A 23,436-nucleotide genomic window follows, 5' to 3' on the forward strand; every position below is an offset into this window, starting at 1 on the left:
ATGCTGTACGATATCAGGCTTCACCTCAGCTACGACTATGACGCCGCGGCCGGTGGCAGCCGGCATCAGGTGCGGGTGCTGCCGCCGACGATTGCGGGCTTGCAGCGCGTCGTCGTCGCCTCGCTGTCTTTCGTGCCAAACCCATCTGAACGCACGGATTTTTCCGATTTCTTCGGCAACAACGTCACCTCGATCGCCTTTCGCGATGTCCACGACGGCCTCGATATCAAGATGACCGCGCGGGTGTCGGTGTCGCGTCCGGAGCCCGGCCTTGACGTCTCGCCGGATCTGCAGCGGCTCAAAGAGGAACTCGGCTCGGTCCGCTCCCTGTCGCCATCCGCGCCGCATCATTTCCTCGCCGCCAGCGATCATGTCGGCATCGATGCCGCGATCACGGCCTATGCGCAGGAAAGCCTGGCCGGCTCGACGGTGGCCACCGCGGTCGATCTCTGCAACCGCATCCATCGCGATTTCACCTATGACGGTAAGGCGACGACCGTCCAGACGCGGGCGGGCGACGCCTTCGCGCTGAAACGCGGCGTCTGCCAGGATTTTTCCCATATCATGATCGCCGGCTTGCGCGGGCTGGGTATTCCGGCCGGCTATGTCAGCGGCTTCCTGCGCACCATTCCGCCGAAGGGCAAGCCAAGACTCGAAGGCGCGGATGCCATGCATGCCTGGGTCAAGGTCTGGTGCGGGCGCGATGCCGGCTGGCAGGAATTCGACCCGACCAACGGTATGCGGGCGAGCAACGACCATATCACCGTAGGCTATGGCCGCGACTATTCCGACGTGGCGCCGATCGTAGGCGTGCTGAAGACGACGGGCGGCCAGGTCGGCGAGCAGGCGGTCGACGTCATTCCGGTCGCCATGGAAAAGGTGTAATGGCAATCCCGATTGCCCGATAGACGCTTCTCAAGCACGGGCGCGGCCGATATCGTGAGCATTGGATCGACGGGGATCGCGGCCGTTTGCGGATCGGTTGCGGCGCGGAGACAGGTTTGGAAGCAGTCAGCATCATCATTCCGGCACACGATGCGGCCCGGACGATTGCCCGGACGCTCGCCTCGCTGGCATCGGAAAAAGCGATTATCGGCGAGGTGCTTCTGGTCGACGATTCATCGTCCGACGACACCGCCGCCGTCGCGGTGGAAGCGGCGTTGCGGCTTGCCTTGCCCCTGCGTGTGATCAAGTCGAGCTGCCGCGACGCCGGCGGCTCCAGGAATCTGGCGCTGGAGCAAGCCCGCTTTCCCTGGATCTACATGATCGACGCTGACGATCTTCATCTGGAAGGCGGCTTGCGTATGTTGCTGGCGACCGCCACCAAGGCGCAACCCAGGGCCGACATGGCTGTCGGCGCCTACCGCCGGAGGGTCGATGGCGGGGAGCGGTCGACCAAGCTGCCGGGCGACTACACGGCAAGCGGACCGGCCAATGCCTGCGCCTATCTCGAAGGACGGATACGGTCGATCGCGGTCGGCAGCGCGCTGGTGTCGAGGCGGCTGATAGGCGAGACGAGATTTGCGACAGGTCTTGCCTACGACGAGGACACCCTGTTCTGGGCGCGCGTGATGGCCAGGGCTTCGCTTGCGATCGTGACGCAACCGATATTCATCTATTTCGTGTCGGCGGAGCGCTCCGACGATCGTTTCACGGTCAGATCTGCCGCGCGCTTTCTGGAATGGCGCCTGGCGTTGCGCCGGCTCCGGTCCTGCGGCATCGCGGAGCGGTCGCTGAAGATCAGGGAAGGCCTCGTCGCCTTGAAGATCGCGCGCGTTCATTACGCGCGCGGCGATTTCGACAAGGCGGCAAGATTCCTTACGGTGGCCGAAGCCGCGCCACGGGCCGCCGCGGACGTCTGGCGTTGCATACGCTATCGATTGAAGATCTCTCTACGGCGTCGGTTCTCGGCGCCGGCCATCCAACCGCAACGCGCCTGATGGCCGAGTGGCCGGACCTTGCCGTCGTGGTGATTGGTTTCCAGGCGCCTGCCGAACTGGCGGACTCGGTAAGATCGGTCCTCGACCAGAATATTCCGCTTGAGGTCGTGGTGGTGAATTCCGGCGGCGGCGACGCCAAGGCGCTTCTTGCCAATGCCGGCATCGAGGTGAGGGTCATCGATGTCGAGGAGCGGCTGTTTGCCGGCGCTGCTCGAAATCGCGGCGTTGCGGCCACCAAGGCTCCTTTTATTGCCTTTCTCGCGGATGATTGTCTGGCTTGCCCGGGATGGGCGGAAACCAGGCTGCAATGCCATCGTTTGGGCATCCCGGCGGTGGCGAGCGCAGTGGTGAACAGCCACCCGCGCAATCCGGTCGCTTGCGCGGCGTATCTCGTCACCTACATGCGACGACTGCCCGGTCTTCCGGCCGAGAAGGCGCAACGCTACGGCGTTTCGTTCGACCGGACGCTGTTCGAGCGATATGGGGCGTTCGACGAGCGGATGAGGTCGGGAGAAGACACCGAATTCATGGCCAGGCTGCCGGAAGCTCTGCGACCCGTCTGGGAGCCGCGGGTCCTGACGATCCATCGCAATGAGACGAGCCTGTTCAAGCTGCTTGCCGACCAGTATCGGCGTGGGCGCCGCTACGGCGCCTATCTCGGATCCGTCGAAGGCGGAAAACCCGCGCGTCCGTTCCGGAAGGTTTTTCGGGACTGGCGCAATGTCGGCAAGCTGGGCAAGGAGGGCCTGTCCTGCAAGGAAATGATTTTCGCAAGGCTGTCGATGCCGATCGTGTGGATGGCATTGTTCGCCAAATCGCTGGGAGCCTCCACCGGCGCCCGGCATGGCGACAGGACAGGCTGTCGCCGATGATCACGGTCGAGATGAAGCCGACACGCCGGCGGCGAGGCCGATGGTTTTGGTCGCGGCGAAAAATCGTCGCCGTGTTCAGCTATCGCTACGATCAGCATCTCGTGCCCGATCTGATCGCCAACCTCAACCCAATTGTCGACGGCTGGATCGCCTATGATGACCGCGCCTCGGACGGAATTTTCAGCAACGAGCCGCGAAGGCGGCGCGCACTTGTTGCCGCAGCCTACGAGGCGGGCGCCGATTGGGTTCTGGCCATGGATCCCGACGAAAGGCTGGAAAACGCTGTCGCCGATCGTATAGGCCAACTGACGGGCAGATCCAGGCGCATCGCCTGGGGATTCCGCTGCCGGGAGATGTATACGCCGGCCAGCTACCGGGTCGACGGTCCTTGGGGCCGGAAGATGCAGCACAGGCTTTTCGGCGCCTATCACCCCAACCGCTACCGCGCGCAGGATCTGCACGGCGCCTGGTTTCCCGACGATATCGGCTTCAGTCTCATGGACAGCGGTCTCAACCTTTATCATCTGAAGATGATCGAGCCAAAGCGGCGCGTGGCGCGCCGCGACCTCTACAATCGTCTCGATCCGGACCGCCGCCTGCAGCAGATCGGCTACGACTATCTGGCGGACGAGGCGGGAATGATCCTCGAAACCATACCGCCCCGACGAGGTTACTTTCCCGCCCATGCCGACGACGGCGGGCTCTGGATGGCGGATTTATCGCTCGACCACCAGGGCTGACGCCCTTCTGGAACAAGTCACCGGCGCGCGCCTTTATCTACGGATCATTTCGCGGAGCCGGCATGTTGCAGCATTCACAAGCGTCATCGGACCGTTCGGCGCGGGACGAGGAAACCCGGAGGAACGGCGCCCGCGGCTCGGCCGGGAGCACGTCGCTCAACTATGTAACGGATGCCGATCCCGGCATCCGCAGATTGAGGAAAGGCACGGGATTCACCTATATCGAGGCCGGTGGTGGAATTGTCGACAAAGCGACGCTCGCCCGCATCAAGGCGATCGTTATCCCGCCGGCCTGGACGGATGTGTGGATCTCGCCCGATCCGGACGGCCATATCCAAGCGACCGGCAGGGACCAGCGCGGCCGCAAGCAGTACCGTTACCATCCGCAATGGACCGAGGAACGCGACGGCGTCAAATATTCCAGCCTCGTCGCCTTCGCGGAAAGCCTGCCTGCGCTCAGGCGGCAGATCGATGCCGACCTGCGCCGGCGCGGGCTGCCACTGGAGCGCGTCGTCGCCTCGGTGGTCTGGCTGCTCGACAACACCATGATCCGCATCGGCAATGCGGCCTATGCGCGCGACAACAAAAGTTTCGGGCTGACCACGCTGCGCGACCGCCATGTCGAGATCAACGGCTCCAGCCTGCGCTTCGCCTTCAAGGGCAAGTCGGGCAAGGAATGGAAGCTGAAGCTGGTCGACCGCCGGATCGCCAAGGTGGTGCGCGGCGCCCAGGATCTGCCTGGGCAGAAGCTGTTCCAATATCTCGACGAGGATGGCGAACGGCGGCCGGTGCGCTCGGAGGACGTCAACCGCTATATCCGCGAAGCATCCGGCGCCGAATTCAGCTCAAAGCATTTCCGCACCTGGGGCGGCACCATCCATGCCGCGTCGCTGTTTGCCGGGACCGAGCTGCCGGAAAGCAAGACGCAGCAAAAGCGTGTGATCAACAGCGTCGTCGACAAGGTTGCCGAGCGGTTGGGCAATACCCGCGCCGTCTGCCGCAAATGCTACATCCACCCGCTGGTGTTCGAGGCGTGGAGCGAAGGGCGCCTGCTTGACGAAATGGCCGAGGCCAACAAGCGCAAGCGCCTGATACCCGGCCTCGACGAGGAAGAAACGCTGGTGCTCAGATGGCTGCAGGCGCATGGCGCGTGACGGCCAGGCGCGAGGGGCAACCGAGCCCGTGATTGCCCGCCGAATTTTTTTATCGACCTTGTGTCGGGAAGGGTCCTAGTGTCGCGTCCTTTGATACGGAAAGGACCTGCCATGCTCTACGCCATCCTCTGCTACGCATCCGAAGACGTCGTCTGCTCCTGGAGCAAGGAACAGGATGACGAGGTCATGGCGAAGCTCCTCAACGTGCAGGACAAATACGCCAAAGCCGGCCGGCTCGGCCCGGTGGCGCGCCTTCTGCCGACGACCGCCGCGACGACGCTGAGAAAGGTCAAGGGCGAAGCGATCGTGCTCGACGGCCCGTTCGCCGAGACCAAGGAGCAATTCCTCGGCTTCTACACGCTCGAATGCCGCGACCTCGACGAGGCGGTCGAATTCGCCCGCGAGCTTTCCGAGGTCAATCCGAGCGGCGGCTCCTACGAGATCCGGCCGGTCTCGCTCTTCAACCCGACAAAGGTCGCGGTATGACCGACCTTGCCTGGATAAGCACGGCGATCAGCAACGCCCGTCCGCAGGCGATGGGCGCGCTGCTGCGCTACTTCCGCGATCTCGACGCCGCGGAAGAGGCTTTCCAGGACGCGTGCCTGAGGGCACTCAAGAACTGGCCGAAGAACGGGCCGCCGCGCGATCCGGCGGCCTGGCTGATCTTCGTCGGCCGCAACAGCGGCATCGACGCGGTGCGCAAGCGCGCCAAGCAAGCGCCGATGCCGGAAGAGGACCAGATCTCCGATCTGGAGGATGCCGAGGGCGACATGGCCGAGCGGCTCGACGGCGCGCATTATCGCGACGACATCCTGCGGCTTCTGTTCATCTGCTGCCATCCGGATCTGCCGGCAACGCAGCAGATCGCGGTGGCGCTGCGCATCGTCTCGGGCCTCACCGTCAAGCAGATCGCGCGCGCTTTCCTGGTCGGCGAGAGCGCCATGGAACAGCGCATCACCCGCGCCAAGGCGCGCATCGCGGACGCCGGCGTGCCGTTCGAGACGCCGGGCGCCGTCGAGCGCTCGGAGCGGCTCGCCGCCGTCGCGGCGATGGTCTATCTGATCTTCAACGAAGGCTATTCGAGCAATGGCGGCGAGGCGCCGGCCCGTGCGCCGCTGTGCGAAGAGGCGATCCGGCTCGCCCGGCTGCTGCTCAGGCTGTTCCAGGCCGAACCGGAGATCATGGGGCTGACCGCGCTGCTTTTGCTGCAGCACGCGCGAGCACCGGCGCGGTTCGACGACAATGGCGAGATCGTCCTGCTCGAGGATCAGGACCGCTCGCTGTGGAGCCGCAAGATGATCGACGAGGGCCTGGCACTGGTCGACAAGGCGCTGCGCCATCGCAAGCCCGGCCCCTACCAAGTGCAGGCGGCGATCGCGGCGCTGCATGCGCGGGCGGCTGTCGCCGAGGACACCGACTGGACCGAAATCGACCTGCTTTACGGCCTGTTGGAGCAGATGCAGCCGTCGCCGGTGGTGACGCTGAACCGCGCCGTCGCGGTCAGCAAGGTGCGCGGCCCGGAGGCAGCGCTTGCCATGATCGAGCCGCTGGAGGAGCGGTTGTCGGGCTATTTCCACTTCTTCGGCCTGAGGGGCGGGCTGCTTATGCAGCTTGGCCGCAACGAAGAGGCGCGCGTCGCCTTCGACCGCGCCATCGCCTTGGCCAATACGGCCGCCGAGGCGGCGCATATCCGCATGCATATCGATCGGCTGATCAAGGAAAGCAGCGAGAAGTCGATCCAGAAGGCGCGTTGAGGCATGTTGATATTCAGGTGAGGCCGGCCTGCAAATGGCGGCTTCCTGCGCTTCCGGTGCTCACGTACCTTAAGTACGCTCCGCTCCGGTTCTCGGAACCCACCCAGTTTGGTCGCTTCGCGCCCGTCTTCGACTCCGGCTCTGCCTGACCTGAATCTCAACACGCCTTCCCAGTCCTCGCGGTCTGGCCCAATTTCGCAGCCGGGCCTTGGACCATGCCGGGGTGGCGGTTTTTCCCTGAAACGAGTAATGCCACGCCATCAAAGCGCCCAGGCGTGCCCGACGGCACGCCAAAGAGATGGCGCATGGCTCCATTCCCGCCCCATGAGAGGCGGGATCTGAAAGGAACAAAAATGACATTGGCGAAGGAAACGGCCTCACTTCTTGAGAAACTCGGCGTCGCCAAGGAGGCGCTGTCAGGCGGCGATCTCATCGTGCGCAGCCCGGTGACGGGCGAGCAGATCGCGGCGCTGAATCAGATTTCGGCCGCCGACGCTGGCAAGGCCATCGATGCCGCTCACAAGGCCTTCCAAGCCTGGCGGCTGGTGCCGGGTCCGAAGCGCGGCGAGTTGGTGCGCCTGCTCGGCGAGGAATTGCGCGCGCATAAGGACGAGCTCGGCCGGCTGGTGTCGATCGAGGTCGGCAAAATCCCGTCCGAGGGTCTGGGCGAAGTGCAGGAAATGATCGACATCTGCGATTTCGCCGTCGGCCTTTCCCGCCAGCTCTACGGCCTCACCCTCGCCACCGAGCGTCCCGGGCATCGCATGATGGAGACCTGGCATCCGCTCGGCGTCGTCGGCGTGATCTCGGCCTTCAACTTCCCGGTCGCGGTGTGGTCGTGGAATGCGGCGCTCGCCTTCGTCTGCGGCGATGCGGTGGTGTGGAAGCCGTCGGAAAAGACGCCGCTGACTGCGCTTGCCTGCGAGGCGATCTTCAAGCGCGCCGCAAAGCGTTTTGGCGCCGATGCGCCGGCAGGTCTGCTGCAGGTGCTGATCGGCGACCGCGTTGCCGGCGAGGTGCTGGTCGACCATCCGAAGGTGCCGCTGGTCTCGGCCACCGGCTCAACCCGCATGGGCCGCGAGGTCGGTCCGAGACTCGCCAAGCGCTTCGCCCGCGCGGTGCTGGAGCTCGGCGGCAACAATGCAGGCATCGTGACGCCCACCGCCGATCTCGATATGGCGCTGCGCGCCATCGCCTTCGGCGCCATGGGCACCGCCGGCCAGCGCTGCACCACGCTTCGGCGCCTGTTCGTGCACGACAGCGTCTACGACGCGCTGCTGCCGCGGCTAAAGAAGGCCTATCAGAGCGTCTCGGTCGGCAATCCGCTGGAAGGCAAGGCGCTGGTCGGTCCGCTGATCGACAAGGCCGCCTTCGACAACATGCAGAAGGCGCTGAAGGAGGCTGAGGCGCATGGCGGCAAGGTGACCGGCGGCGCGCGCGTCGAAAACGGTCATCCGGACGCCTACTATGTGCATCCGGCGCTGGTCGAGATGCCTAGCCAAGTCTCGCCGGTGACGGAAGAGACCTTCGCGCCGATCCTTTATGTGATGAAATATTCCGATTTCGACGAGGCGCTAGAATTGCACAATGCGGTCGGCGCCGGCCTGTCGTCGTCTATCTTCACCCGCGACCTGCAGGAATCGGAACGCTTCCTCGGCGTCGACGGCTCGGATTGCGGCATCGCCAACGTCAATATCGGCACCTCCGGCGCGGAGATCGGCGGGGCGTTCGGCGGCGAGAAAGAAACCGGCGGCGGCCGCGAGAGCGGTTCGGACGCCTGGAAGGCCTATATGCGCCGCGCCACCAACACGGTGAATTTTTCCAAGGCGCTGCCGCTCGCGCAAGGCGTGTCGTTCGACATCGATTGAAACAATTGAGCGGTTCGGCTTGGAGAAGCCGAACCGCTCGCTATTGCTCCTCAGAAAGCCTTGCCGGTCGCCGGGTCGAACAGGCGCAGCGCGTCTTCGTCGAACACAAACGCGCATGGCTGGCCCTTCTCAACGCGGGCCTGCGGCGGCAGGGCTGCCGTCAGCCTTTGCGCGCCGATCCGGGCGGTGGTGACCTGTTCGGGACCGGTCAGTTCGACGACGTCGATCTCGACTGGCAGCGACAGGTCGGCGCCGCTGCCGGGCCCAAGGCGGAGCGCTTCCGGCCTCACGCCGACAATGACCTGGGCGCCGTCACCGGCTGCGCCTGTGAAGCGTGCCGGCAGCGCCAGACGCGCATCCGTGCCGGCGATGGCGAGCGTGCCGTCCTCGACGGTGGCTTCCAGCATGTTCATCGCCGGCGCGCCGACGAAACCGGCGACATAGAGCGTTGCCGGCTGGTTGTAGATCTCCTGCGGCGTGCCCAGCTGTTCGATGCGGCCGTCGCGCATGACGGCGATGCGGGTCGCCAGCGTCATCGCCTCGATCTGGTCATGGGTGACATAGACGACCGTGGTCTTGAGCATCTCATGCAGGCGCTTCAGCTCGGTGCGCATTTCCAGGCGCAGCTTGGCGTCCAGATTGGAGAGCGGTTCGTCAAACAGGAAGACCTGCGGCTTGCGCACCAGCGCCCGGCCGATGGCGACCCGCTGGCGCTGGCCGCCCGAGAGCTGGCCGGGCTTGCGGTCGAGCAGAGTCTCGATCTGCAGAAGCTTCGCCGCCTCGCGCACCGCCTTGTCGCGCTCGGCGGCGGGCACCTTGCGCATCTCCAGGCCGAAGCCGATGTTGCGGCTGACGGTCAGGTTTGGGTAGAGCGCGTAGGATTGGAAGACCATGGCGATGTCGCGGTTCTTCGGATGCACGCCGAGCACCGACCGGCCGCCGATCAGCACGTCGCCGCTGGTTGCCTCGGCAAGACCCGCGATGATGTTGAGCAAGGTGGACTTGCCGCAGCCGGACGAGCCGAGCAGCACCAGGAACTCGCCGTTTTCGAGCGCGATGTCGATGCCTTTCAGCGTCTCGACGCTGCCGTAACTTTTGCGGACATCGCGGATTTCAAGCGCGCTCATGGTCGGCATCCTCGAATTGGATCTGCCCGCCATAGTCGCGGGGCAAGGTTGAGATGGCGCGCGACGCCACGCGGATGGCGGTGGACAGGCACTTTTCAAGGGAGCGCCCCTGTGCCAGGGCGGCTAGGAAGGCGGCGTTGAAGACATCGCCGGCGCCGATCGTATCGACCACCGTCACGCGGGGGGCCGACACTTCGATGAGCTCGCCGTCGGCACCGATGGCAATCGCGCCGTCCGGCCCGCGTTTGACCACGACGATTGCCTCGTCCTTCATACCGTCGCGGATTTTGCGCGCGGCGGCCACTGGACTAGCCAGGCCGGCCAGTGTCGTCGTCTCGACCTCGTTGAACAGGGCCAGTTCGCAGCGCGACAGCCAGCAGCGCGCCGCCGCGCAGTTCGTCTCCGTCCAGCCTTCGATCGGCCAACCGGTGTCGAGCGCGACTGATATCCGGTGCGCTTCGGCCCAGTCGAAAAAGGCGCTGTAGTCGCGGGTGAGATCGTCGGTCAGAAAGGAGCCGCTGAGCAGCGCATAGCCGCCGGCGAGCCGGTTGCCGTCGAGCACCGAAAGCACATCGTCCAGGCTGAAGCCGGGCAGGTGGCCGCGCGTGGTGAAGAAGGTGCGCTCGCCATCGGGATGGGTCATGCCGACCGACAGCGTCGTGCCTTCTGGTCGAACCGGCCAATTTTGCGCGCGGTGCCCGAACGCCTCACGCAGCCAGCGACCGAACTGGTCGTCGCCAACATTGGCGGCGATCTCGAAGTCGATGCCCAGCGCCTGCCAGGCAAGCGCGGTATTGCCGGCCTGGCCGCCGACGCGCAGGTCGTCGTGGTCGACGACGGTCTCGGTGCCGGCCTTCGGCCAGGGCGCGACCGGACCGACGATCAGGTCGACATTGACGTTGCCGATCACCGCGAGCGGCCGCATCATTCGCTCCTGGTGATCTTGGTGGTGCGCACCGGCGTTCCGGCATTCTCGACACGGCTGTCGGCGAAGGCGATCATCAGGCGCTGCGCCACCGGCAGCATGGCAAAGACCGCTGCCAGCCCGGAGGCAGGCTTGAACCTCAATGTAACGGCGCCCGCAATCGGCGGCATGCCCGAGGCGTCGAAGACGATCAGCGGCGCGCCGGTCTCGACGACGGACAGGGCCATCGCGGTGACGAGGTCGGCGGTCGGGTCGTCGCCGCGGAAGAGGACGACGCCGATCTTCGGCCCGAGCATCTCCATCGGCCCATGGCGCAGCTGGCCGCCTTCGAGAGAAAAACAAGGCAGGCGCGACAGTTCGGTGAGGCCGAGCGCCAGGGCTTCAGCTACGCCTTGCAGGCTGCGGCCGGAGGTGACCACGGTCGCGACCTTGCTCAACGCTGCCAAGGCGGCGTCGATCTCAACCTCCTCGGGCGCCTTGAGTGCGGCCAGCGCCGCTGCGGGATCGTCGCCAAGCGCGGCCAGGATGGCGAGATGCAAGGCGAAGGTCACGGTCAGGCTGCGGGTCGCGGCAAAGGCGAGTTCGGTGCCGCCGGCACCGACGAGGCAGGGCACCGTGCGCCCGAGGAAAGAGCCGGCCTCCAGCGTCAGGCCGAAGGTCCCCGTGCGATCGCCAGTCTTGGCGAACCAGCGCAACACCTCGGCGCTTTCGCCGGACTGCGAGGTGACGATCACGGTCTTGCCGGCCAGCGGCAGTGGCTGTCCGAGCTGTTCCGACAGCGGCAGCGCGATGGCATCGATGCCGTGCGCGCGATAGAGCGGCTCGACGGCGCGGGCGACGGCATGCGAGGCGCCCATGCCGAGCAGGAGGAGCCGTCCGGTCTTCCTGATGGAGGCGGCGACCCTGGCGGCCACCTCCTGATTGCTCTCGAACGAGGCAAGCGCATCCTCATGCTGACGCGCCATTTCGCGGTCGATTGCGACGAGACCTGCCGGGCGTTTCTTCTCTTCAGTCATCATTATCCTTTCACGCCGCCGCTGGTGAGGCCCGAGATCAGCGCGCGTTGCATGACGAGGCCGATCAGCACCGGCGGCAGGGCCGCGAGCACGCCGGCGGTGGCGATCAATCCGTAGTCGGACACGCGGCCGCCGGCGAGGTCGGCGATGGCGACCGTCAGCGTCTTCGCCCGCTGGTCCGAGGTAAAAAGCAGGGCATAGAAGAATTCGTCCCAGGCGAGCAGCACGGCAAACAGCGCCGATGTCGCCACCACGGGCGCCGCAAGCGGCAAGGTGATGATGCGCCAGGTCTGAAACAGGCCGGCGCCGTCGATCATGGCCGCGGCCTCGATCTCGCGCGGGATGGAATCGAAACCCGATTTCATCAGCCAGGTGGTGAATGGCGCCAGGATCGTCAGATAGATCAGCGCCAGGCCAAAGACGTTGTTGAGCAGGCCGAGATGGGAGAGGCCCATATAGAGCGGCACCGAGAGCGCCACGGGCGGCAGCATGTAGGTGGCGATCACCATCGACAGCGACCAGCCGACCGAAGGCGTGCGCGAGACCGCCCAGCCCGCGGGCACGGCAAGCAGGATCGCGGCAAGCGTCGCCATGCCGGCGACCTCCAGACTGTTGCGCAGCGATGCGGTGAAGGCCGCGCCGGCGCTGTTTTGAGCCGTCGACAGAAGCTGCCCGTAACGGGAGAAGTCGGCCGCCTGCGGCCACCAGCGCAGCGGCTTGGCGGCGAGATCGGCGGCCGGCGATATGCTCATGACAAAAAGCCAGGCAAGCGGTGCCAGGATGACGGCGGCGAGCAGGATGGCGCAGGCGTAGACGAAGGCGGTGAAGACGGGGCTCTTGCGTTCCATCAGGCAGCGCTCCCCGCTGTCTTTCTCACCAGCGCCGCATAGGCGACGGCGAGCACGGTGACGAGCAAGGTGACGATCAGCGCCAGCGATGCGCCGGAGCCGGCGCGCTGGAAGGAGAAGGCTTCCTGGTAGACCAGGATCGACAGCGAGCGCGTGCTGTTGGCCGGGCCGCCGCGGGTCATCACCCAGATGATGTCGAAGACCTTGAAGGCCTCGATGGTGCGCAGCACCAGTGCCACCATCAGCGGGCCGGCAAGATAGGGCAGGATGACGAAGCGGAAGCGATTGAACGGCCCGGCGCCGTCGACAAGCGCCGCGGCGGTGATGTCGCGCGGCACGGCTTGCAGGGCGGCCAGCGCGATCAGCGCGACAAGCGGAAAATTCTTCCAGCAGTCGGCGACGATTAGCGCCGCAAGCGCCGTGCCCGGCTCGCCCAGCCAGGAGCGGTAGTCATCGATGAGATGGAGCTGCGTCAGCGCCGCATTCAGCGCGCCATATTCTGGATTATAGATCAGCCGCCAAAGCGTGGCGTTGACGACGGTGGGCAGCGCCCAGGGCAGGATCATCAGTCCGCGCAGCACGGCGCGGCCGCGGAATTCCTGATTGAGCAGGAGGGCCGCGAGCACGCCGAGCACCATTTCGGCGGCGACCGAGACAACCGCGAACCAGGTGGTGGTCGAGAGCGTGCGGGTGAAGTTCGAGCTTGTCAGCATCTTGGTGTAGTTGTCGAAGCCGACGTAATTGCCCGCCGTGCCGACCAGTTGGGCGTCGGTGAAGGAAAGCCTGACCGTATCGACCAATGGCCAGCCGATGACGGCGACCATGATCACCAGCAGCGGCAGCATCAACAGCCACGCGCGAGTCGTCATCCAGGTGCCTGACATCGGAGGCGCCTCTTTCCCTTCATTCGGTCAGAAACAGCACGGGCGGCACTCTTCCCATGAGGCCGCCCGCGTCGAGGAACGTCAGATCAGAGGCCGCTGTTTTCGGCGGCGGTCTTGAGCGCGTCTTCCGGCGTCGTCTGGCCGAGCAGCGATTCCTGGATGGCCTGCTGCAGAGCGGTCGACAGCTGCTGGTATTTCGGTGTGGTCGGGCGCGGGTACATGGCGGCGAGGCCGAGCTTGGCGGTGGCGATCAGCTCTTCCTGGCCCTTAGTGACGGCCGGGTCGTCGTAGGACGAGGCCCAGATCGGCAGCGAGAGCTTGGCATACTGGTTCTGCGTCGCCTGCGAGGTCATGAACTCGATGTACTTCCAGGCCTCGTCCGGATGCTTCGAGACAGCGGTGACGCCGAGGCCCATCGAACCGTTGACGGCCGAGACCTCGCTGGTGCCGGCAACGCCCGGCGCCGGCACGACGCCGACCTTGCCGGCGACCTTCGAGTCCTTCGGATCGTTGGCCATGTTGTACATGTAGGTCCAGTTCAGCGCGAAGGCGGCGTCGCCGTTCTCGAACACCTTGCGGACATCCTCTTCGAGGAATTCCTTGGAGTTCGGATTGGTGAGGCCGGACTTGTAGCTGTCGACCATGTATTTCAGCGCCGATGCGCCGCCGCCATTCTGGAAGTCCGGCTTGCCGTCCTTGAGGAAGTCGCCGCCATAGGCGCTGACCAGCGTGGTGTAGTCGCAGATCACGGCTTCGGCCTGTGCCCAGCTCCAGGCGATCGGCGTCTTCAACAAGCCTTTGTCCTGGATGATCTTGGCCTGCTCGCCAAGCTCTTCCCAGGTCTTCGGCGGCGCCTTGATGCCTGCCTTCTCCAGGATCTCCTTGTTGTAGAACAGATATTTGGTGTCGAGGATCCACGGCATCCCGTAGTACTTGCCGTCATACTGGACGGTGGTCCAGGCGCCCGGCAGCACGCCCTTCTTCATGTCGTCGGTGATCTTCGAGGAGACGTCGACCAGCACCTTGTTGGTCGCATATTCGGCCGGCCAGATGACGTCGAACAGCACCACGTCATAGCCGCCGCCCGACCCTTGAGCGAGGACGGTCTTGTCGTGCAAGCCTTCATAGGGAACGAATTCAAGGTTCACCTTGATGTCCGGATTGGCCTTGGTGAAGGCCTCGGTCATGGCGCGCACATCCGCCTCGCTATAGGCGGCCTGGGCCATGAAAAGCGCGTTCAGCGTGGTTTCGGCGAAGGCGTGCGGGACGAACAGTCCGCCAACGAACACCGCGCCCAGAAGTGTCGTACCGATCGATTTCAGCATTTGTCTTTCTCCCATTTTCGACAGCAGCGAGCAGGCGGCAGAGGCTTTACCGCTTCCTCGAATGTGCATCGCGCGTGACCGGATCTGCCGGAACGGTGGGGCGGCGAGGGCTTTGAGCCATGCCGTCTTTTTCTCGAAACCGTCCGAACATCACCATTAAGTCAATTCGCTTGACTTAATTAGTCGATCAATCCTTTAATGGAGTCAAGAGGGGAAACGACGGTGCACGACATCAACCCGATCCGGGCCAAGAGCGGTACCAACCAGGAAGGTACCAGCGCGCACAACCGCCGCGTCATGATCGAGGCGCTGCGGCTCAACGGCGCGCTGTCGCGTGCCGACCTGGCGCGGGCAACACAGCTCACCAAGCAGGCGGTTTCCAACATCATCGAGGATCTCGAGCGGGACGGCTTGGTCGTGGCGCTGGATGCGGTGCGCAAGGGCAGGGGCCAGCCTTTCACGCCCTACCGGCTGGTGCCCGAAGGCGCCTTTGCCATCGGGTTGCAGATAGACCGGCATCTGACGCGCGTCGTGGTGGTCGACCTCGTGGGCAAGGTCATCGCGCGCGCCGAGGCAGGTCTGCCGCTCGACGAGCCGTCAGCCGGCGTCAAGATCATCCTCGGCCTGGTCGATCGCGTCAGGCGCGAGCTGGCTTCCTCTTTCGCACAGTCCGAACGGCGGCTGGTCGGCCTTGGCGTCGCGATGCCAGGGCCGTTCGGGCTGAAGGAATCCGACGACAAATGGATGATGCCTGCCTGGCAGCAATTCCCGCTGCTCGAGACGCTTGCCGCCGGCACCGGACTGAATGTCGGGATGCAGAACGACGCGGCGGCCTGTGCAACGGCGGAGCGCATCGTCGGCGCCGCGCATGGCGTCGATCACGCCGTCTGCCTTTATGTCGGCTACGGCATCGCCGCCGGGCTGATTCTCAACGGCGAGCTCTACAATGGCGGCAACGGCAATGCCGGCGAGATCGGCAGGGCGCTGCTGTCGCCGGCCGGTCCAGGCTCGATGCCGTTGGAGCATCGCGCCTCGCTCGCCTCGCTCTACCAGCATCTCGGCCTCGACCCCGCCGAGAGGGGGCTTTGCGAGACGCTTGGCGCGCTGGCGCTGCAGCGAGACCCGCGGGTCATGAGCTGGGTCGAAAGAGCCGCGTCCGACCTGCGCTGGAGCGTGCATCTGATCGAAACGATCTTCGATCCGCAAACCGTCATCCTCACCAGCACCGCGCCCGAGGCGCTGGCCCGGCTTCTGCTTCAGGCCATGCACCCGCTGCTGCCGTCGATCGCGGACCGGCCCACCCGCCGCCTGCCGCGGCTGCAGCTCGGCACCACCGATCCCTGGGCGATCGCCGTGGGCGCCGCGGCCGAGCCGATCAGCCGGGCCTTCGATCCGCGCTTTTCAGCCATCCTGAAGGCCGGATAGAAAGCGGAATACGCTCAACTGGCCGTGCTCGCGGCGAAGGCCGCGTCGATGATGGCAAGCTTGACCGCCTGCGCGGTGATGTATTCGCCGTAGAATTCCTTCGAGATCCACATGACGGAATGACCGCGCTGCCCGAGCCAGCCGACGCTGCCGAGCGCCTCGGCGTCGCGCAGCTTGCGCGCAAGATGGGTACGCGACAGCTTCAGCCATCTAGCGAAATCGCCGATCGACAGCACGCCGGTCGGGATGCGCTCCTGGCCGGCATTCAGCGGGTCGACGCCGGCGATCAGCCAATCCATGACGACGCCGCCATTGTTGAGCCATGTGAACAGCGAAAAAGTCTGTTGCGGCTCCCGCACCGGCACCGAGGAGATCAGCCCGTCCGCGATCAGCGGCTGCAACCGCGCCAGCATTTGCGGCCTTGCCTGGAACGTTTCCAGCCGGTTCGCGCCGTCAAGAGCATCAAGCGTGCTCAGATGCATATGGATCCAGCCGATCAACGGCTCCAGGGTTATGGCGGGCAGGTGCAGGGGGCGAATGCGGCCGTCGTCGGCCATTGGCCCGACTCCGATGAAATTATAGTGCTGCATTTCCTTGATGAAGGCATGGGCGGTGTTTCGGCTTGCCACCGCATGCTGGACGGTGACGTCGACGAAACGCGCGGCGGTCAGTTCCTTCCGGTAGTCGCTGGGATCCCTGCGGAAATGCAGGGCAAGACCGATATGCGCCATCAACCAGCGCTGCTGGGTGGCAAAGACCGAGGACGCGCGCGGGTTTCCTTCATAGGCCTGCTGCATCGCCCGGGCCTGTGCCTGGACGGCGGCATTCAGCGCCGGATGACCGACAATGTCTTCGAAGTTCAGCGCCATCCCCCCAGACTCGGCCAAATATCGCAATATGCGATGCGGATAGCAGTTTTGGCCGGCGCCTGCCAGCGCAACCAGCGGTATTTGTCGGCTGGGTCCGGGAAGCGACCGTTGCGCCGTCAGCTCTCGTCCGCCTGGGACAAACTACCCTCGAAAGCCATGTCGACGACGGCGAGCTTGGACGCCTGCACCGCCATGTACTCGTCGAAGAACTGGCGTGAAACCCACATGACGGAATGACCGCGCTGGCCGACCCAGCCGATGCTGCCAAGCGCCTCGCCATCTTTGAGTTTCCGCGCCAAGTGGGTGCGCGACAGCTTCAGCCAGTGCGCGAATTCACTGACCGAGATGACGCTGGTCGGTATCCTGTCGAGATGAACGTCCTCCGGATCGATACCGGACATCAGCCAGTCCATGACGATGCCGCCATTGTTGAGCCAGATAAACAACGAGAAAGTCCGCCCAGGCTCCCGCACGCCGTCGCTGGCCAGCAGTCCGTCGGCGATGAGCGGCTGCAGCCTGGACAGCATCCCGGGTCGATCGAGGAAAGTCGTCAGGCGGTTTCCGCCGTCTATCCGGTCGAGCGTCCTCAGATGCGCGTGGATCCAGCCGGTGAAGGTTTCGATGGTGCCCTCGGTGACCCGCATGGGGTGGGCGCGGCCGTCACCGCTGGCCGAAATATACTCGGCGATGTTGTAGCGCAGCATCTCCTTGACGAAGGCCTCGGCGGTATTGCGGCTGGCCACGGAATGGCGTCGCACGACTTCGATGAACCGCGCCATTGTCATTTCGGTGCGGCGGTCATTGGGGTCGCGCCGGAAATGCAGAGCCAGGCCGACATGAGCGAGCAGCCAGCGCTGCTGGGTGGCGAAGACGGTGGCCAGCCGCGGGGTCGTTTCGTAGACATGGATGAGTGCGCGCGACTGTTCCTGCACACTGCCAAGCGCTGCCGGATGACGGACGATCTCTGCGGCACTCAGCGGCATTCCTGCGGTACTCCATGCGATTCCACGCAACGACAAATGAAGATTCCCGATCTTCGCCGGTTGTGTCCAGTTGCCTATTGGAACAACGAACGATCATGCGGCGCGTTTGTTGCTAACTCTTTGCATCGGTTCGTTAAACCCGTCCCAATAATAGTCCGGCCCGCAGCCCTGCGTTGAATTGACGAGTCCCGTCAAGCAGGCATAGGTTCCGCGCCATCGGGGGTGCGGGGAGCGCTTTCCCGGAAAGAAGAAACAAGGACAGGGTCTGGCGCCGATGCGCGGCATCGGCGGTGACACTGAAGTTCTCGTGTGGACTTTGCAGCGTGGAAGCGGCTACCTATCCTGATGCCTTGACGCCGTTTGCCGAGGCCGCCCGGGTGAAATGATGCCGAGAACAATCCGGACACTGACCGCCAGTGAAGTGGAAACGCTCGTCGACTGGGCGGTTGGAGAGGGCTGGAATCCAGGCATCGGCGATGCCGCGGCGTTCAGGACAGCCGATCCGGACGGTTTCATCGGCGCTTTCGTCGGCCAAGAGATGGTGGCCGGCATTTCGGCCGTCGCATACGGCCCGGGTTTCGGCTTCATCGGCCTCTATATCTGCCGGCCCGACCGGCGTGGCGAAGGCCACGGCAAGGCGGTCTGGGATGCCGGCATGGCACGCCTCGGCAACCGCATCATCGGTCTCGACGGGGTGGCCGAGCAGCGGGCCAACTACCAGCGCATGGGCTTCGTGCCCGTCTATGAGACCGTCCGCTACAGCGGTCCCGCCGCCGGTTTGCCAGGGGGTGGCGACATACGGCCAGCGACGGCCGGCGACATGGCAGGGATACTTGCCTATGATCGCCAGTGCTTCCCGGCGCCCCGGGAAGCCTTCCTCCGGACGTGGCTGCGGCAGCCCCGGATTGCGCTGCTTTGTGGCGGCTCGGCCGGCATTGCCGGCTACGGCGCGGCCCGCCGATGCCGGGAAGGCTTCAAGGTCGGGCCGCTGTTCGCCGACAGGACGGACCTTGCCTTGGCATTGCTGGCGGACCTCGCGGGCCGGATCGGCAACGAGGTACTGTATATCGACGTACCGGCCAGCCAGGTTCAATTCACCGCCATGCTTCAGGCCGTCGGCATGATGCCGGGCTTTGCGACGACACGCATGTACAAGGGCGGCAAACCCGGCAATGCCCCGTCGACGGTTTTCGGCATCACGACGCTCGAGTTGGGATGATCGGGGGGGCCGGCGGAACTGCTGAGGTCATTGTTTTGCCTGGCTGGTCCATGCGACAGGGCCCCATGACGTGATTTAGGAACATGGTTTGCCTTTGCCGGGCGCTGCGTGGCGTGGAGGTTTATCGAATGGCTGGCAGGACGGTTCTGATCGCCGGTGGCGCCGGGGGCATGGGTCTTGCGACCGGACTGCGCCTCGCGGCCGACGGCGAGCGGATCGCGCTTGCCGATCTTCCCGGCGCCAAGCTCGACGCAGCCGTGGCCAAGATTGTCGCGACCGGAGCGGATGCGGTCGGCTTGCCGCTCGACATCCGTTCCGTCGCTGCCTGCCGCGACGTGGTGGCCAAGGCCAGGGACTGGGGCGGCGCCATAGACATCCTCGTCAACGCCGCCGGCGTCTGGCTCGAGGGGCCGGCGAGCGGGGTCGAGGAAGATCAGTGGGACCTGGTGCTGGACGTCAATCTCAAGGGAGCGTTCTTCCTGATCTCGGCGGCTGTCCCCCATCTGTCGGCGGCGCAAGGCGTGATCGTCAACATCGCGTCCGACGCCGGCCTCGTCGGCAACAATGGCGCGGCCGTCTATTGCGCCTCGAAGGGCGGGCTGGTTCTGCTGACCAAGGCTCTCGCCCTGGAACTCGCCCCGCAAGGCATCAGGATCAACGCCGTTTGCCCCGGCGATACGGCGACGCCGATGATCGAATATCAGGCCAGGACCTATGGGGGGGACGATCCCGACGGCTACAAGCGCCGGCTTCTCGGGCACTATCCGCAAGGGGACAAAGCAAGGTTCATTCAGGTAGAAGAGATTGCATCCTTCATCCACTATCTGTGCCAGCCGGGCGCGGCGCCGATCACCGGGGCCGCGCTTTCGATCGATTTCGGCGTCAGCGCCGGCTATTGAAAAAAGCCTGGGCGGTTTCATCGCGGGTATGATTGCCCGCGTCGGCATGCCGGCATTCCAATCGTGGAGAGGAAATGATCGTGTTCCGCAAGTCTCGCAGGGCGCTGGTGACCGGCGCCGGCGCCGCCGACGGCATCGGCATCGCGACCGCGCGGGCGCTGGGCGAGGCCGGCCTTTCGGTCGTCATCACCGCTTCGTCCGCGCGCGTCGAGCAGCGGGCCGGGGAACTGCGGGCGGAAGGGTTCGACGTCCGCGCCGTTGTGGCCGACCTGACGCTTTCGGGCGATGTCGAGCGCTTGTGCTCGCAGGCCGGCGAGATCGACGTCCTCGTCAACAATGCCGGGATGGGAACTGTCGGCCAGCCGGCGCTGCAGCGGCGGTTTCTCGACCTCAGCGAAAGCGACTGGGACCGCGGCATCGACGTCAGCCTGAAAACCGCGTTCTTGAGCACGCGCGGATTCCTGGCCGGCATGGTGCGGCGCGGCCATGGGCGCGTCGTCAACATGGCCTCAGTGACAGGACCTTACGTCTCCAATGAGGGCGAGACCGCCTATTCCGCGGCCAAGGCCGGCATGATCGGGCTGACGCACGCGCTCGCCCTGGAGGTTGGCCGCAGCGGCGTCACCGTCAATGCCGTGGCGCCGGGCTGGATCGCGACCGGCGCATCGACGCCGGAGGAACTCGCTGCTGCCCGCAACACGCCGCTTGGGCGCGCCGGCAGTCCGGGGGAGGTCGCCGCCGCCGTGTTGTTTCTAGCGTCCGACGGAGCCAGCTATGTCAACGGCGCCGTTCTCGTCGTCGATGGTGGCAACATCCTGCAGGAACGCAAGGGATAAGCGCGGGAACGCGAAAGCTAGAAACGTGGGGCGATGTTAGCGGGGGTGCTACCGACTTTCCCCACACCGATCAGATCGAGGGTTCCGCTCAGCTGTCGATCTTGGGCTTCGGTAATCACGCAGTCACCGCCCGGTTGCGGGCCACGATTTCGTCGTGGCTCAGCTTACCGCTGGCTGCCATGAATTCCCTGAGAAGGGCGTCGCGATTACTGGCAGCGCGAGACCGCTTCGCCGACTGCAGCGCCGATCTCAGCTCGTCTGCCGTCAGCTCCGTGCGAATAGGCCGGAGTGCCGGGTTGCTGGCGCGAACCAATACCCTCTCACACGGGCAGCCCGAGCTGCTTTCGCAGGCTTTTGTCAAACGCGGATGCGGGGACGAAACGGCGAAGGAAGCTGACCTGGCGCGCCATTTTTCCCGCCGCATAGCGCCTCTTCGGAGTGGGATCGGTCGCAGCCGCCAAAACGGTGTTGGCTACGACTTCGGGCGTATCGCCTTTTTCCATAGCCTTCCGCACGGCTGCATTCATGCTTGCGCGTGCAGTGTCATAGATATCACGCAGCCGGTCCGGCTTGGCGAGATTGTCTTCGAACGACGTACGGGTATAAGCCGGCTCGACCAACGCGACGCGAATTCCGAACGGTCTCAGTTCGTGGTCAAGCGATTCGGAATAGCCTTCGACGGCATGTTTGGTCGACGAATAAAGCGCGAAATAAGGAGCTGGGATGAACCCCTGCACCGAGCTCAAGTTTATGATTCTTCCGCTCCGTTGACGGCGCATTGTCGGCAGTACCGCGTTGATCATCTGGATGACGCCGAACACGTTCACGTCGAACAAAGCCTGAGCCTGCGCGGTCGAGGATTCCTCCGCGCCGCCAAGCAGGCCCATGCCGGCATTGTTGACGAGCAGGTCGATGTGCCCCGCCTCGGCCAGCACCTCGTCGACCAGCTTCGCCACGGACGCGTCGTCGGTCACGTCGCAGGTCAGCATGGTAATGCCATCGGATTTCTTGGAAGCTGCGCGGCGAGTGGTTCCGAACACACGAAAGCCCGCATTCTGCAGGACCTTGGCGGTCACATGCCCGATGCCGGAGGATGCTCCTGTAACGATGGCGACGCCCGGATCGGTCTTGTTCATGGAGATCACATTCTCTGGTTTTGGTTGGAGAAGCAGGAAGTCCGGAGGGAAGCGTCAGTCATGAGCGACTCGACCGTTCACGCCGCTGCGTCCCAGCGGCGAAACAGCGCGCTGGCGTTGACGCCTCCGAAGCCGAAGCCGTTGGCGATCGCGTAATCCATCTCCATCGGCCGCGCCCGATTGGCGACGAAATCTATCCCGTCGCCTGCCGGATCTGGGGCGCTCAGATTGAGGGTAGGCGGTGCCACCTGATTCCTGAGCGCCAGGATCGTGAAGATCGCGCCAAGCCCGCCGGCGGCGCCGAGCAGGTGTCCGGTCGCCGATTTCGTTCCGCTGACGGCTATCGAGAAATCCGTGCCGAACACGCTCTTGATCGCTTCGATTTCTCCTAGGTCGCCCACCGGCGTGGAGGTTGCATGGGCATTGAGATGACGGACCTCGCGCGGCGAAATCCCTGCCTGGGCGATTGCGATCTCCATGGCCCGGCGCGCGCCATCGCCGTCCTCGGGACCGGAAGTGACGTGGTGCGCATCCGCCGTCGTTCCGTAGCTGACGACCTCGGCGAGCGGTGTGGCGCCGCGCGCAAGCGCATGGCTCAATTCCTCGATGACCAGGATGCCGGCGCCTTCGCCCATGACGAAGCCGTCGCGCGACATGTCGAACGGACGGGAGGCCTGATCCGGACGGTGGTTGAAGGAGGTCGAAAGCGAGCGTGCAGCAGCAAAGCCGCCCAGACTGACCACGTTCATGCAAGCTTCAGTGCCGCCGCACACCGCGATGTCGGCTTCATCGGCGCGGATGATGCGAGCGGCATCGCCGATTGCCTGAATGCCGGCGGCGCACGCCGTCACCGGTGCGCCGATCTGGCCTTTGAAGCCATAACGAATCGATATGTGGCCGGCCGCGAGATTCACCAGGAACGAGGGCACCGTGAACGGCGAAAGACGCCGAACACCGCGCTGGTCGACTGTCCGCACCGCCTCGGTTATGGCCGGAAAACCACCGACACCTGAAGCGATAATCGTCGCGGTGCGAACCCGATCGCTCTCCGAGCCTGGCTTCCATCTCGCCTGGGCCAGCGCCTCTTCCGCCGCCGCCAAAGCGAAGAGAATGAACCGGTCGATCCTGCGCTGGTCCTTCGGAGCCACGAAGGCATTGGCGTCGAGACCGGCCTCGGGATCGTCTTCCAGAGAGGGAACTACGCCGCCGATCTTCGCGGGCAAATCTCCCACGACCTCGTCGGTAAGCCTCCGGATGCCCGAGCGGCCGGCCAGAAGGCGCGACCAGGACGTTTCGACATTGGCGGCAAGGGGCGTGACCGCCCCCATGCCCGTAACAACAATCCGCCGCATCTATTGCCCTTTCGATTCCAGCACTCCTCCGATGCCAACCGGCGTGGCTCGGGGCTGGCGCGGCGCCGGCATCCAGCCGAGCTGGATGACCGTTTCGTCGCTCAGAGTGAAAACGACCGAAAAGTCCGAAGTCGAAAATGTGAGCGTCACGGCTGCCTCGCCCTTATGCGCAACTCGGAGACTTGCGCTTCGAGACCCCTGACGCGCCTTTCGAGGAGATCCAGTTCGGTGGTCTCGATCGCTTCCTCAAACCGGTGCAGTTCT

General features: G+C 64.9%; 22 protein-coding genes and 1 pseudogene. 12 read left to right on the plus strand and 11 right to left on the minus strand.

The window, feature by feature from the left end:
- From EN862_RS02900 to EN862_RS02935, 8 genes are all read left to right on the plus strand, one after another.
- Complete coding sequence (locus EN862_RS02900; protein ID WP_127864361.1) at positions 1-885, plus strand: transglutaminase family protein; 885 nt, start codon at positions 1-3, stop codon at positions 883-885.
- 116 nt (positions 886-1,001) lie between these two features.
- Positions 1,002-1,940, plus strand: a complete 939-nt coding sequence (locus EN862_RS02905; protein WP_127864362.1) for a glycosyltransferase family 2 protein — start codon at positions 1,002-1,004, stop codon at positions 1,938-1,940.
- A complete protein-coding gene (locus EN862_RS02910; protein ID WP_127864363.1) occupies positions 1,940-2,812 on the plus strand; it encodes a glycosyltransferase in 873 nt (290 codons plus the stop codon). Before EN862_RS02905 ends, EN862_RS02910 begins: the two co-directional genes overlap by 1 nt.
- Positions 2,809-3,552, plus strand: a complete 744-nt coding sequence (locus EN862_RS02915; protein ID WP_127864364.1) for a hypothetical protein — start codon at positions 2,809-2,811, stop codon at positions 3,550-3,552. The genes EN862_RS02910 and EN862_RS02915 overlap by 4 nt, the downstream gene beginning before the upstream one ends.
- A 62-nt stretch (positions 3,553-3,614) precedes the next feature.
- Positions 3,615-4,706, plus strand: coding sequence for a DNA topoisomerase IB (locus EN862_RS02920; RefSeq protein WP_127864365.1), 1,092 nt, complete (start codon positions 3,615-3,617; stop codon positions 4,704-4,706).
- 111 nt (positions 4,707-4,817) lie between these two features.
- Entirely contained in the window at positions 4,818-5,192 is a 375-nt protein-coding gene (locus EN862_RS02925) for a YciI family protein (protein ID WP_127864366.1), read from the plus strand.
- Entirely contained in the window at positions 5,189-6,460 is a 1,272-nt protein-coding gene (locus EN862_RS02930; RefSeq protein ID WP_127864367.1) for an RNA polymerase sigma factor, read from the plus strand. The genes EN862_RS02925 and EN862_RS02930 overlap by 4 nt, the downstream gene beginning before the upstream one ends.
- 353 nt (positions 6,461-6,813) lie before the next feature.
- Positions 6,814-8,328, plus strand: coding sequence for an aldehyde dehydrogenase family protein (locus EN862_RS02935; RefSeq protein ID WP_127864368.1), 1,515 nt, complete (start codon positions 6,814-6,816; stop codon positions 8,326-8,328).
- Positions 8,329-8,378: 50 nt separating this feature from the next.
- Here EN862_RS02935 and ugpC read toward each other — a convergent pair whose 3' ends face one another.
- The 6 genes from ugpC to EN862_RS02965 all read right to left on the minus strand — a co-directional run bounded on the left by ugpC (position 8,379) and on the right by EN862_RS02965 (position 14,453).
- On the minus strand, positions 8,379-9,455 hold the full coding sequence (gene ugpC / locus EN862_RS02940) for a sn-glycerol-3-phosphate ABC transporter ATP-binding protein UgpC (protein WP_127864369.1): 1,077 nt from the start codon (positions 9,453-9,455) through the stop codon (positions 8,379-8,381).
- The gene (locus EN862_RS02945; RefSeq protein ID WP_127864827.1) at positions 9,442-10,380 is read right to left on the minus strand and encodes a PfkB family carbohydrate kinase; all 939 of its coding nucleotides are present in this window, start codon (positions 10,378-10,380) and stop codon (positions 9,442-9,444) included. The genes ugpC and EN862_RS02945 overlap by 14 nt, the downstream gene beginning before the upstream one ends.
- Entirely contained in the window at positions 10,380-11,402 is a 1,023-nt protein-coding gene (locus EN862_RS02950) for an SIS domain-containing protein (RefSeq protein ID WP_189401083.1), read from the minus strand. The genes EN862_RS02945 and EN862_RS02950 overlap by 1 nt, the downstream gene beginning before the upstream one ends.
- Positions 11,399-12,244, minus strand: a complete 846-nt coding sequence (locus tag EN862_RS02955) for a carbohydrate ABC transporter permease (protein WP_127864370.1) — start codon at positions 12,242-12,244, stop codon at positions 11,399-11,401. Before EN862_RS02955 ends, EN862_RS02950 begins: the two co-directional genes overlap by 4 nt.
- Positions 12,244-13,128 (minus strand): sugar ABC transporter permease, encoded by an 885-nt coding sequence (locus tag EN862_RS02960; RefSeq protein ID WP_127864371.1) that lies wholly within the window; start codon positions 13,126-13,128, stop codon positions 12,244-12,246. The genes EN862_RS02955 and EN862_RS02960 overlap by 1 nt, the downstream gene beginning before the upstream one ends.
- Before the next feature lie 86 nt (positions 13,129-13,214).
- Positions 13,215-14,453 carry an extracellular solute-binding protein gene (locus tag EN862_RS02965; protein ID WP_127864372.1) on the minus strand — a complete coding sequence of 413 codons (1,239 nt, stop codon included), beginning with the start codon at positions 14,451-14,453 and terminating at the stop codon, positions 13,215-13,217.
- Between the two features lie 222 nt (positions 14,454-14,675).
- On the opposite strand from EN862_RS02965, the gene EN862_RS02970 reads away from it, so the two are divergent.
- Positions 14,676-15,878: an ROK family transcriptional regulator gene (locus tag EN862_RS02970; RefSeq protein ID WP_127864373.1), complete on the plus strand. Its 1,203-nt coding sequence runs from the start codon at positions 14,676-14,678 to the stop codon at positions 15,876-15,878.
- A 14-nt stretch (positions 15,879-15,892) separates the two neighbouring features.
- On the opposite strand, the gene EN862_RS02975 is transcribed toward EN862_RS02970, so the two are convergent.
- Positions 15,893-16,747, minus strand: coding sequence for a hypothetical protein (locus EN862_RS02975; protein WP_127864374.1), 855 nt, complete (start codon positions 16,745-16,747; stop codon positions 15,893-15,895).
- 116 nt (positions 16,748-16,863) lie between these two features.
- Positions 16,864-17,730, minus strand: coding sequence for a hypothetical protein (locus EN862_RS02980; protein ID WP_127864375.1), 867 nt, complete (start codon positions 17,728-17,730; stop codon positions 16,864-16,866).
- Positions 17,731-18,115: 385 nt separating this feature from the next.
- On the opposite strand from EN862_RS02980, the gene EN862_RS02985 reads away from it, so the two are divergent.
- The 3 genes from EN862_RS02985 to EN862_RS02995 all read left to right on the plus strand — a co-directional run bounded on the left by EN862_RS02985 (position 18,116) and on the right by EN862_RS02995 (position 20,684).
- A complete protein-coding gene (locus tag EN862_RS02985; protein WP_127864829.1) occupies positions 18,116-18,949 on the plus strand; it encodes a GNAT family N-acetyltransferase in 834 nt (277 codons plus the stop codon).
- Positions 18,950-19,077: 128 nt separating this feature from the next.
- Complete coding sequence (locus EN862_RS02990) at positions 19,078-19,848, plus strand: SDR family oxidoreductase (RefSeq protein WP_127864376.1); 771 nt, start codon at positions 19,078-19,080, stop codon at positions 19,846-19,848.
- Positions 19,849-19,928: 80 nt separating this feature from the next.
- Positions 19,929-20,684, plus strand: a complete 756-nt coding sequence (locus tag EN862_RS02995; protein WP_245519484.1) for an SDR family NAD(P)-dependent oxidoreductase — start codon at positions 19,929-19,931, stop codon at positions 20,682-20,684.
- 115 nt (positions 20,685-20,799) lie between these two features.
- Here EN862_RS02995 and EN862_RS36730 read toward each other — a convergent pair.
- The 3 genes and pseudogenes from EN862_RS36730 to fabF form a co-directional block, all read right to left on the minus strand.
- Positions 20,800-20,989 (minus strand): annotated as a pseudogene (locus tag EN862_RS36730) (3-hydroxyisobutyrate dehydrogenase); the annotation flags it as partial.
- Between the two features lie 15 nt (positions 20,990-21,004).
- Positions 21,005-21,820, minus strand: a complete 816-nt coding sequence (locus EN862_RS03000) for an oxidoreductase (RefSeq protein WP_127864378.1) — start codon at positions 21,818-21,820, stop codon at positions 21,005-21,007.
- A gap of 77 nt (positions 21,821-21,897) precedes the next feature.
- Positions 21,898-23,172: a beta-ketoacyl-ACP synthase II gene (gene fabF, locus EN862_RS03005; protein ID WP_127864379.1), complete on the minus strand. Its 1,275-nt coding sequence runs from the start codon at positions 23,170-23,172 to the stop codon at positions 21,898-21,900.
- Positions 23,173-23,436 lie beyond the last annotated feature (264 nt).

The sequence above is a fragment of the Mesorhizobium sp. M2E.F.Ca.ET.219.01.1.1 genome, from assembly GCF_004016445.2.
Lineage (GTDB): Bacteria > Pseudomonadota > Alphaproteobacteria > Rhizobiales > Rhizobiaceae > Mesorhizobium.

What these genes read in the sequence shown, in the direction of transcription:
- EN862_RS02945 (WP_127864827.1), bottom strand. Translation starts at nt 10,380, where the DNA reads ATGCGGCCGCTCGCGGTGATCGGCAACGTCAATGTCGACCTGATCGTC.
- EN862_RS02990 (WP_127864376.1), top strand. Translation starts at nt 19,078, where the DNA reads ATGGCTGGCAGGACGGTTCTGATCGCCGGTGGCGCCGGGGGCATGGGT.
- EN862_RS02965 (WP_127864372.1), bottom strand. Translation starts at nt 14,453, where the DNA reads ATGCTGAAATCGATCGGTACGACACTTCTGGGCGCGGTGTTCGTTGGC.
- fabF (WP_127864379.1), bottom strand. Translation starts at nt 23,172, where the DNA reads ATGCGGCGGATTGTTGTTACGGGCATGGGGGCGGTCACGCCCCTTGCC.
- EN862_RS02930 (WP_127864367.1), top strand. Translation starts at nt 5,189, where the DNA reads ATGACCGACCTTGCCTGGATAAGCACGGCGATCAGCAACGCCCGTCCG.
- EN862_RS02960 (WP_127864371.1), bottom strand. Translation starts at nt 13,128, where the DNA reads ATGTCAGGCACCTGGATGACGACTCGCGCGTGGCTGTTGATGCTGCCG.
- EN862_RS02980 (WP_127864375.1), bottom strand. Translation starts at nt 17,730, where the DNA reads ATGCCGCTGAGTGCCGCAGAGATCGTCCGTCATCCGGCAGCGCTTGGC.
- EN862_RS02925 (WP_127864366.1), top strand. Translation starts at nt 4,818, where the DNA reads ATGCTCTACGCCATCCTCTGCTACGCATCCGAAGACGTCGTCTGCTCC.
- EN862_RS03000 (WP_127864378.1), bottom strand. Translation starts at nt 21,820, where the DNA reads ATGAACAAGACCGATCCGGGCGTCGCCATCGTTACAGGAGCATCCTCC.
- EN862_RS02935 (WP_127864368.1), top strand. Translation starts at nt 6,814, where the DNA reads ATGACATTGGCGAAGGAAACGGCCTCACTTCTTGAGAAACTCGGCGTC.
- EN862_RS02910 (WP_127864363.1), top strand. Translation starts at nt 1,940, where the DNA reads ATGGCCGAGTGGCCGGACCTTGCCGTCGTGGTGATTGGTTTCCAGGCG.
- ugpC (WP_127864369.1), bottom strand. Translation starts at nt 9,455, where the DNA reads ATGAGCGCGCTTGAAATCCGCGATGTCCGCAAAAGTTACGGCAGCGTC.
- EN862_RS02975 (WP_127864374.1), bottom strand. Translation starts at nt 16,747, where the DNA reads ATGGCGCTGAACTTCGAAGACATTGTCGGTCATCCGGCGCTGAATGCC.
- EN862_RS02985 (WP_127864829.1), top strand. Translation starts at nt 18,116, where the DNA reads ATGCCGAGAACAATCCGGACACTGACCGCCAGTGAAGTGGAAACGCTC.
- EN862_RS02920 (WP_127864365.1), top strand. Translation starts at nt 3,615, where the DNA reads ATGTTGCAGCATTCACAAGCGTCATCGGACCGTTCGGCGCGGGACGAG.
- EN862_RS02955 (WP_127864370.1), bottom strand. Translation starts at nt 12,244, where the DNA reads ATGGAACGCAAGAGCCCCGTCTTCACCGCCTTCGTCTACGCCTGCGCC.
- EN862_RS02900 (WP_127864361.1), top strand. Translation starts at nt 1, where the DNA reads ATGCTGTACGATATCAGGCTTCACCTCAGCTACGACTATGACGCCGCG.
- EN862_RS02915 (WP_127864364.1), top strand. Translation starts at nt 2,809, where the DNA reads ATGATCACGGTCGAGATGAAGCCGACACGCCGGCGGCGAGGCCGATGG.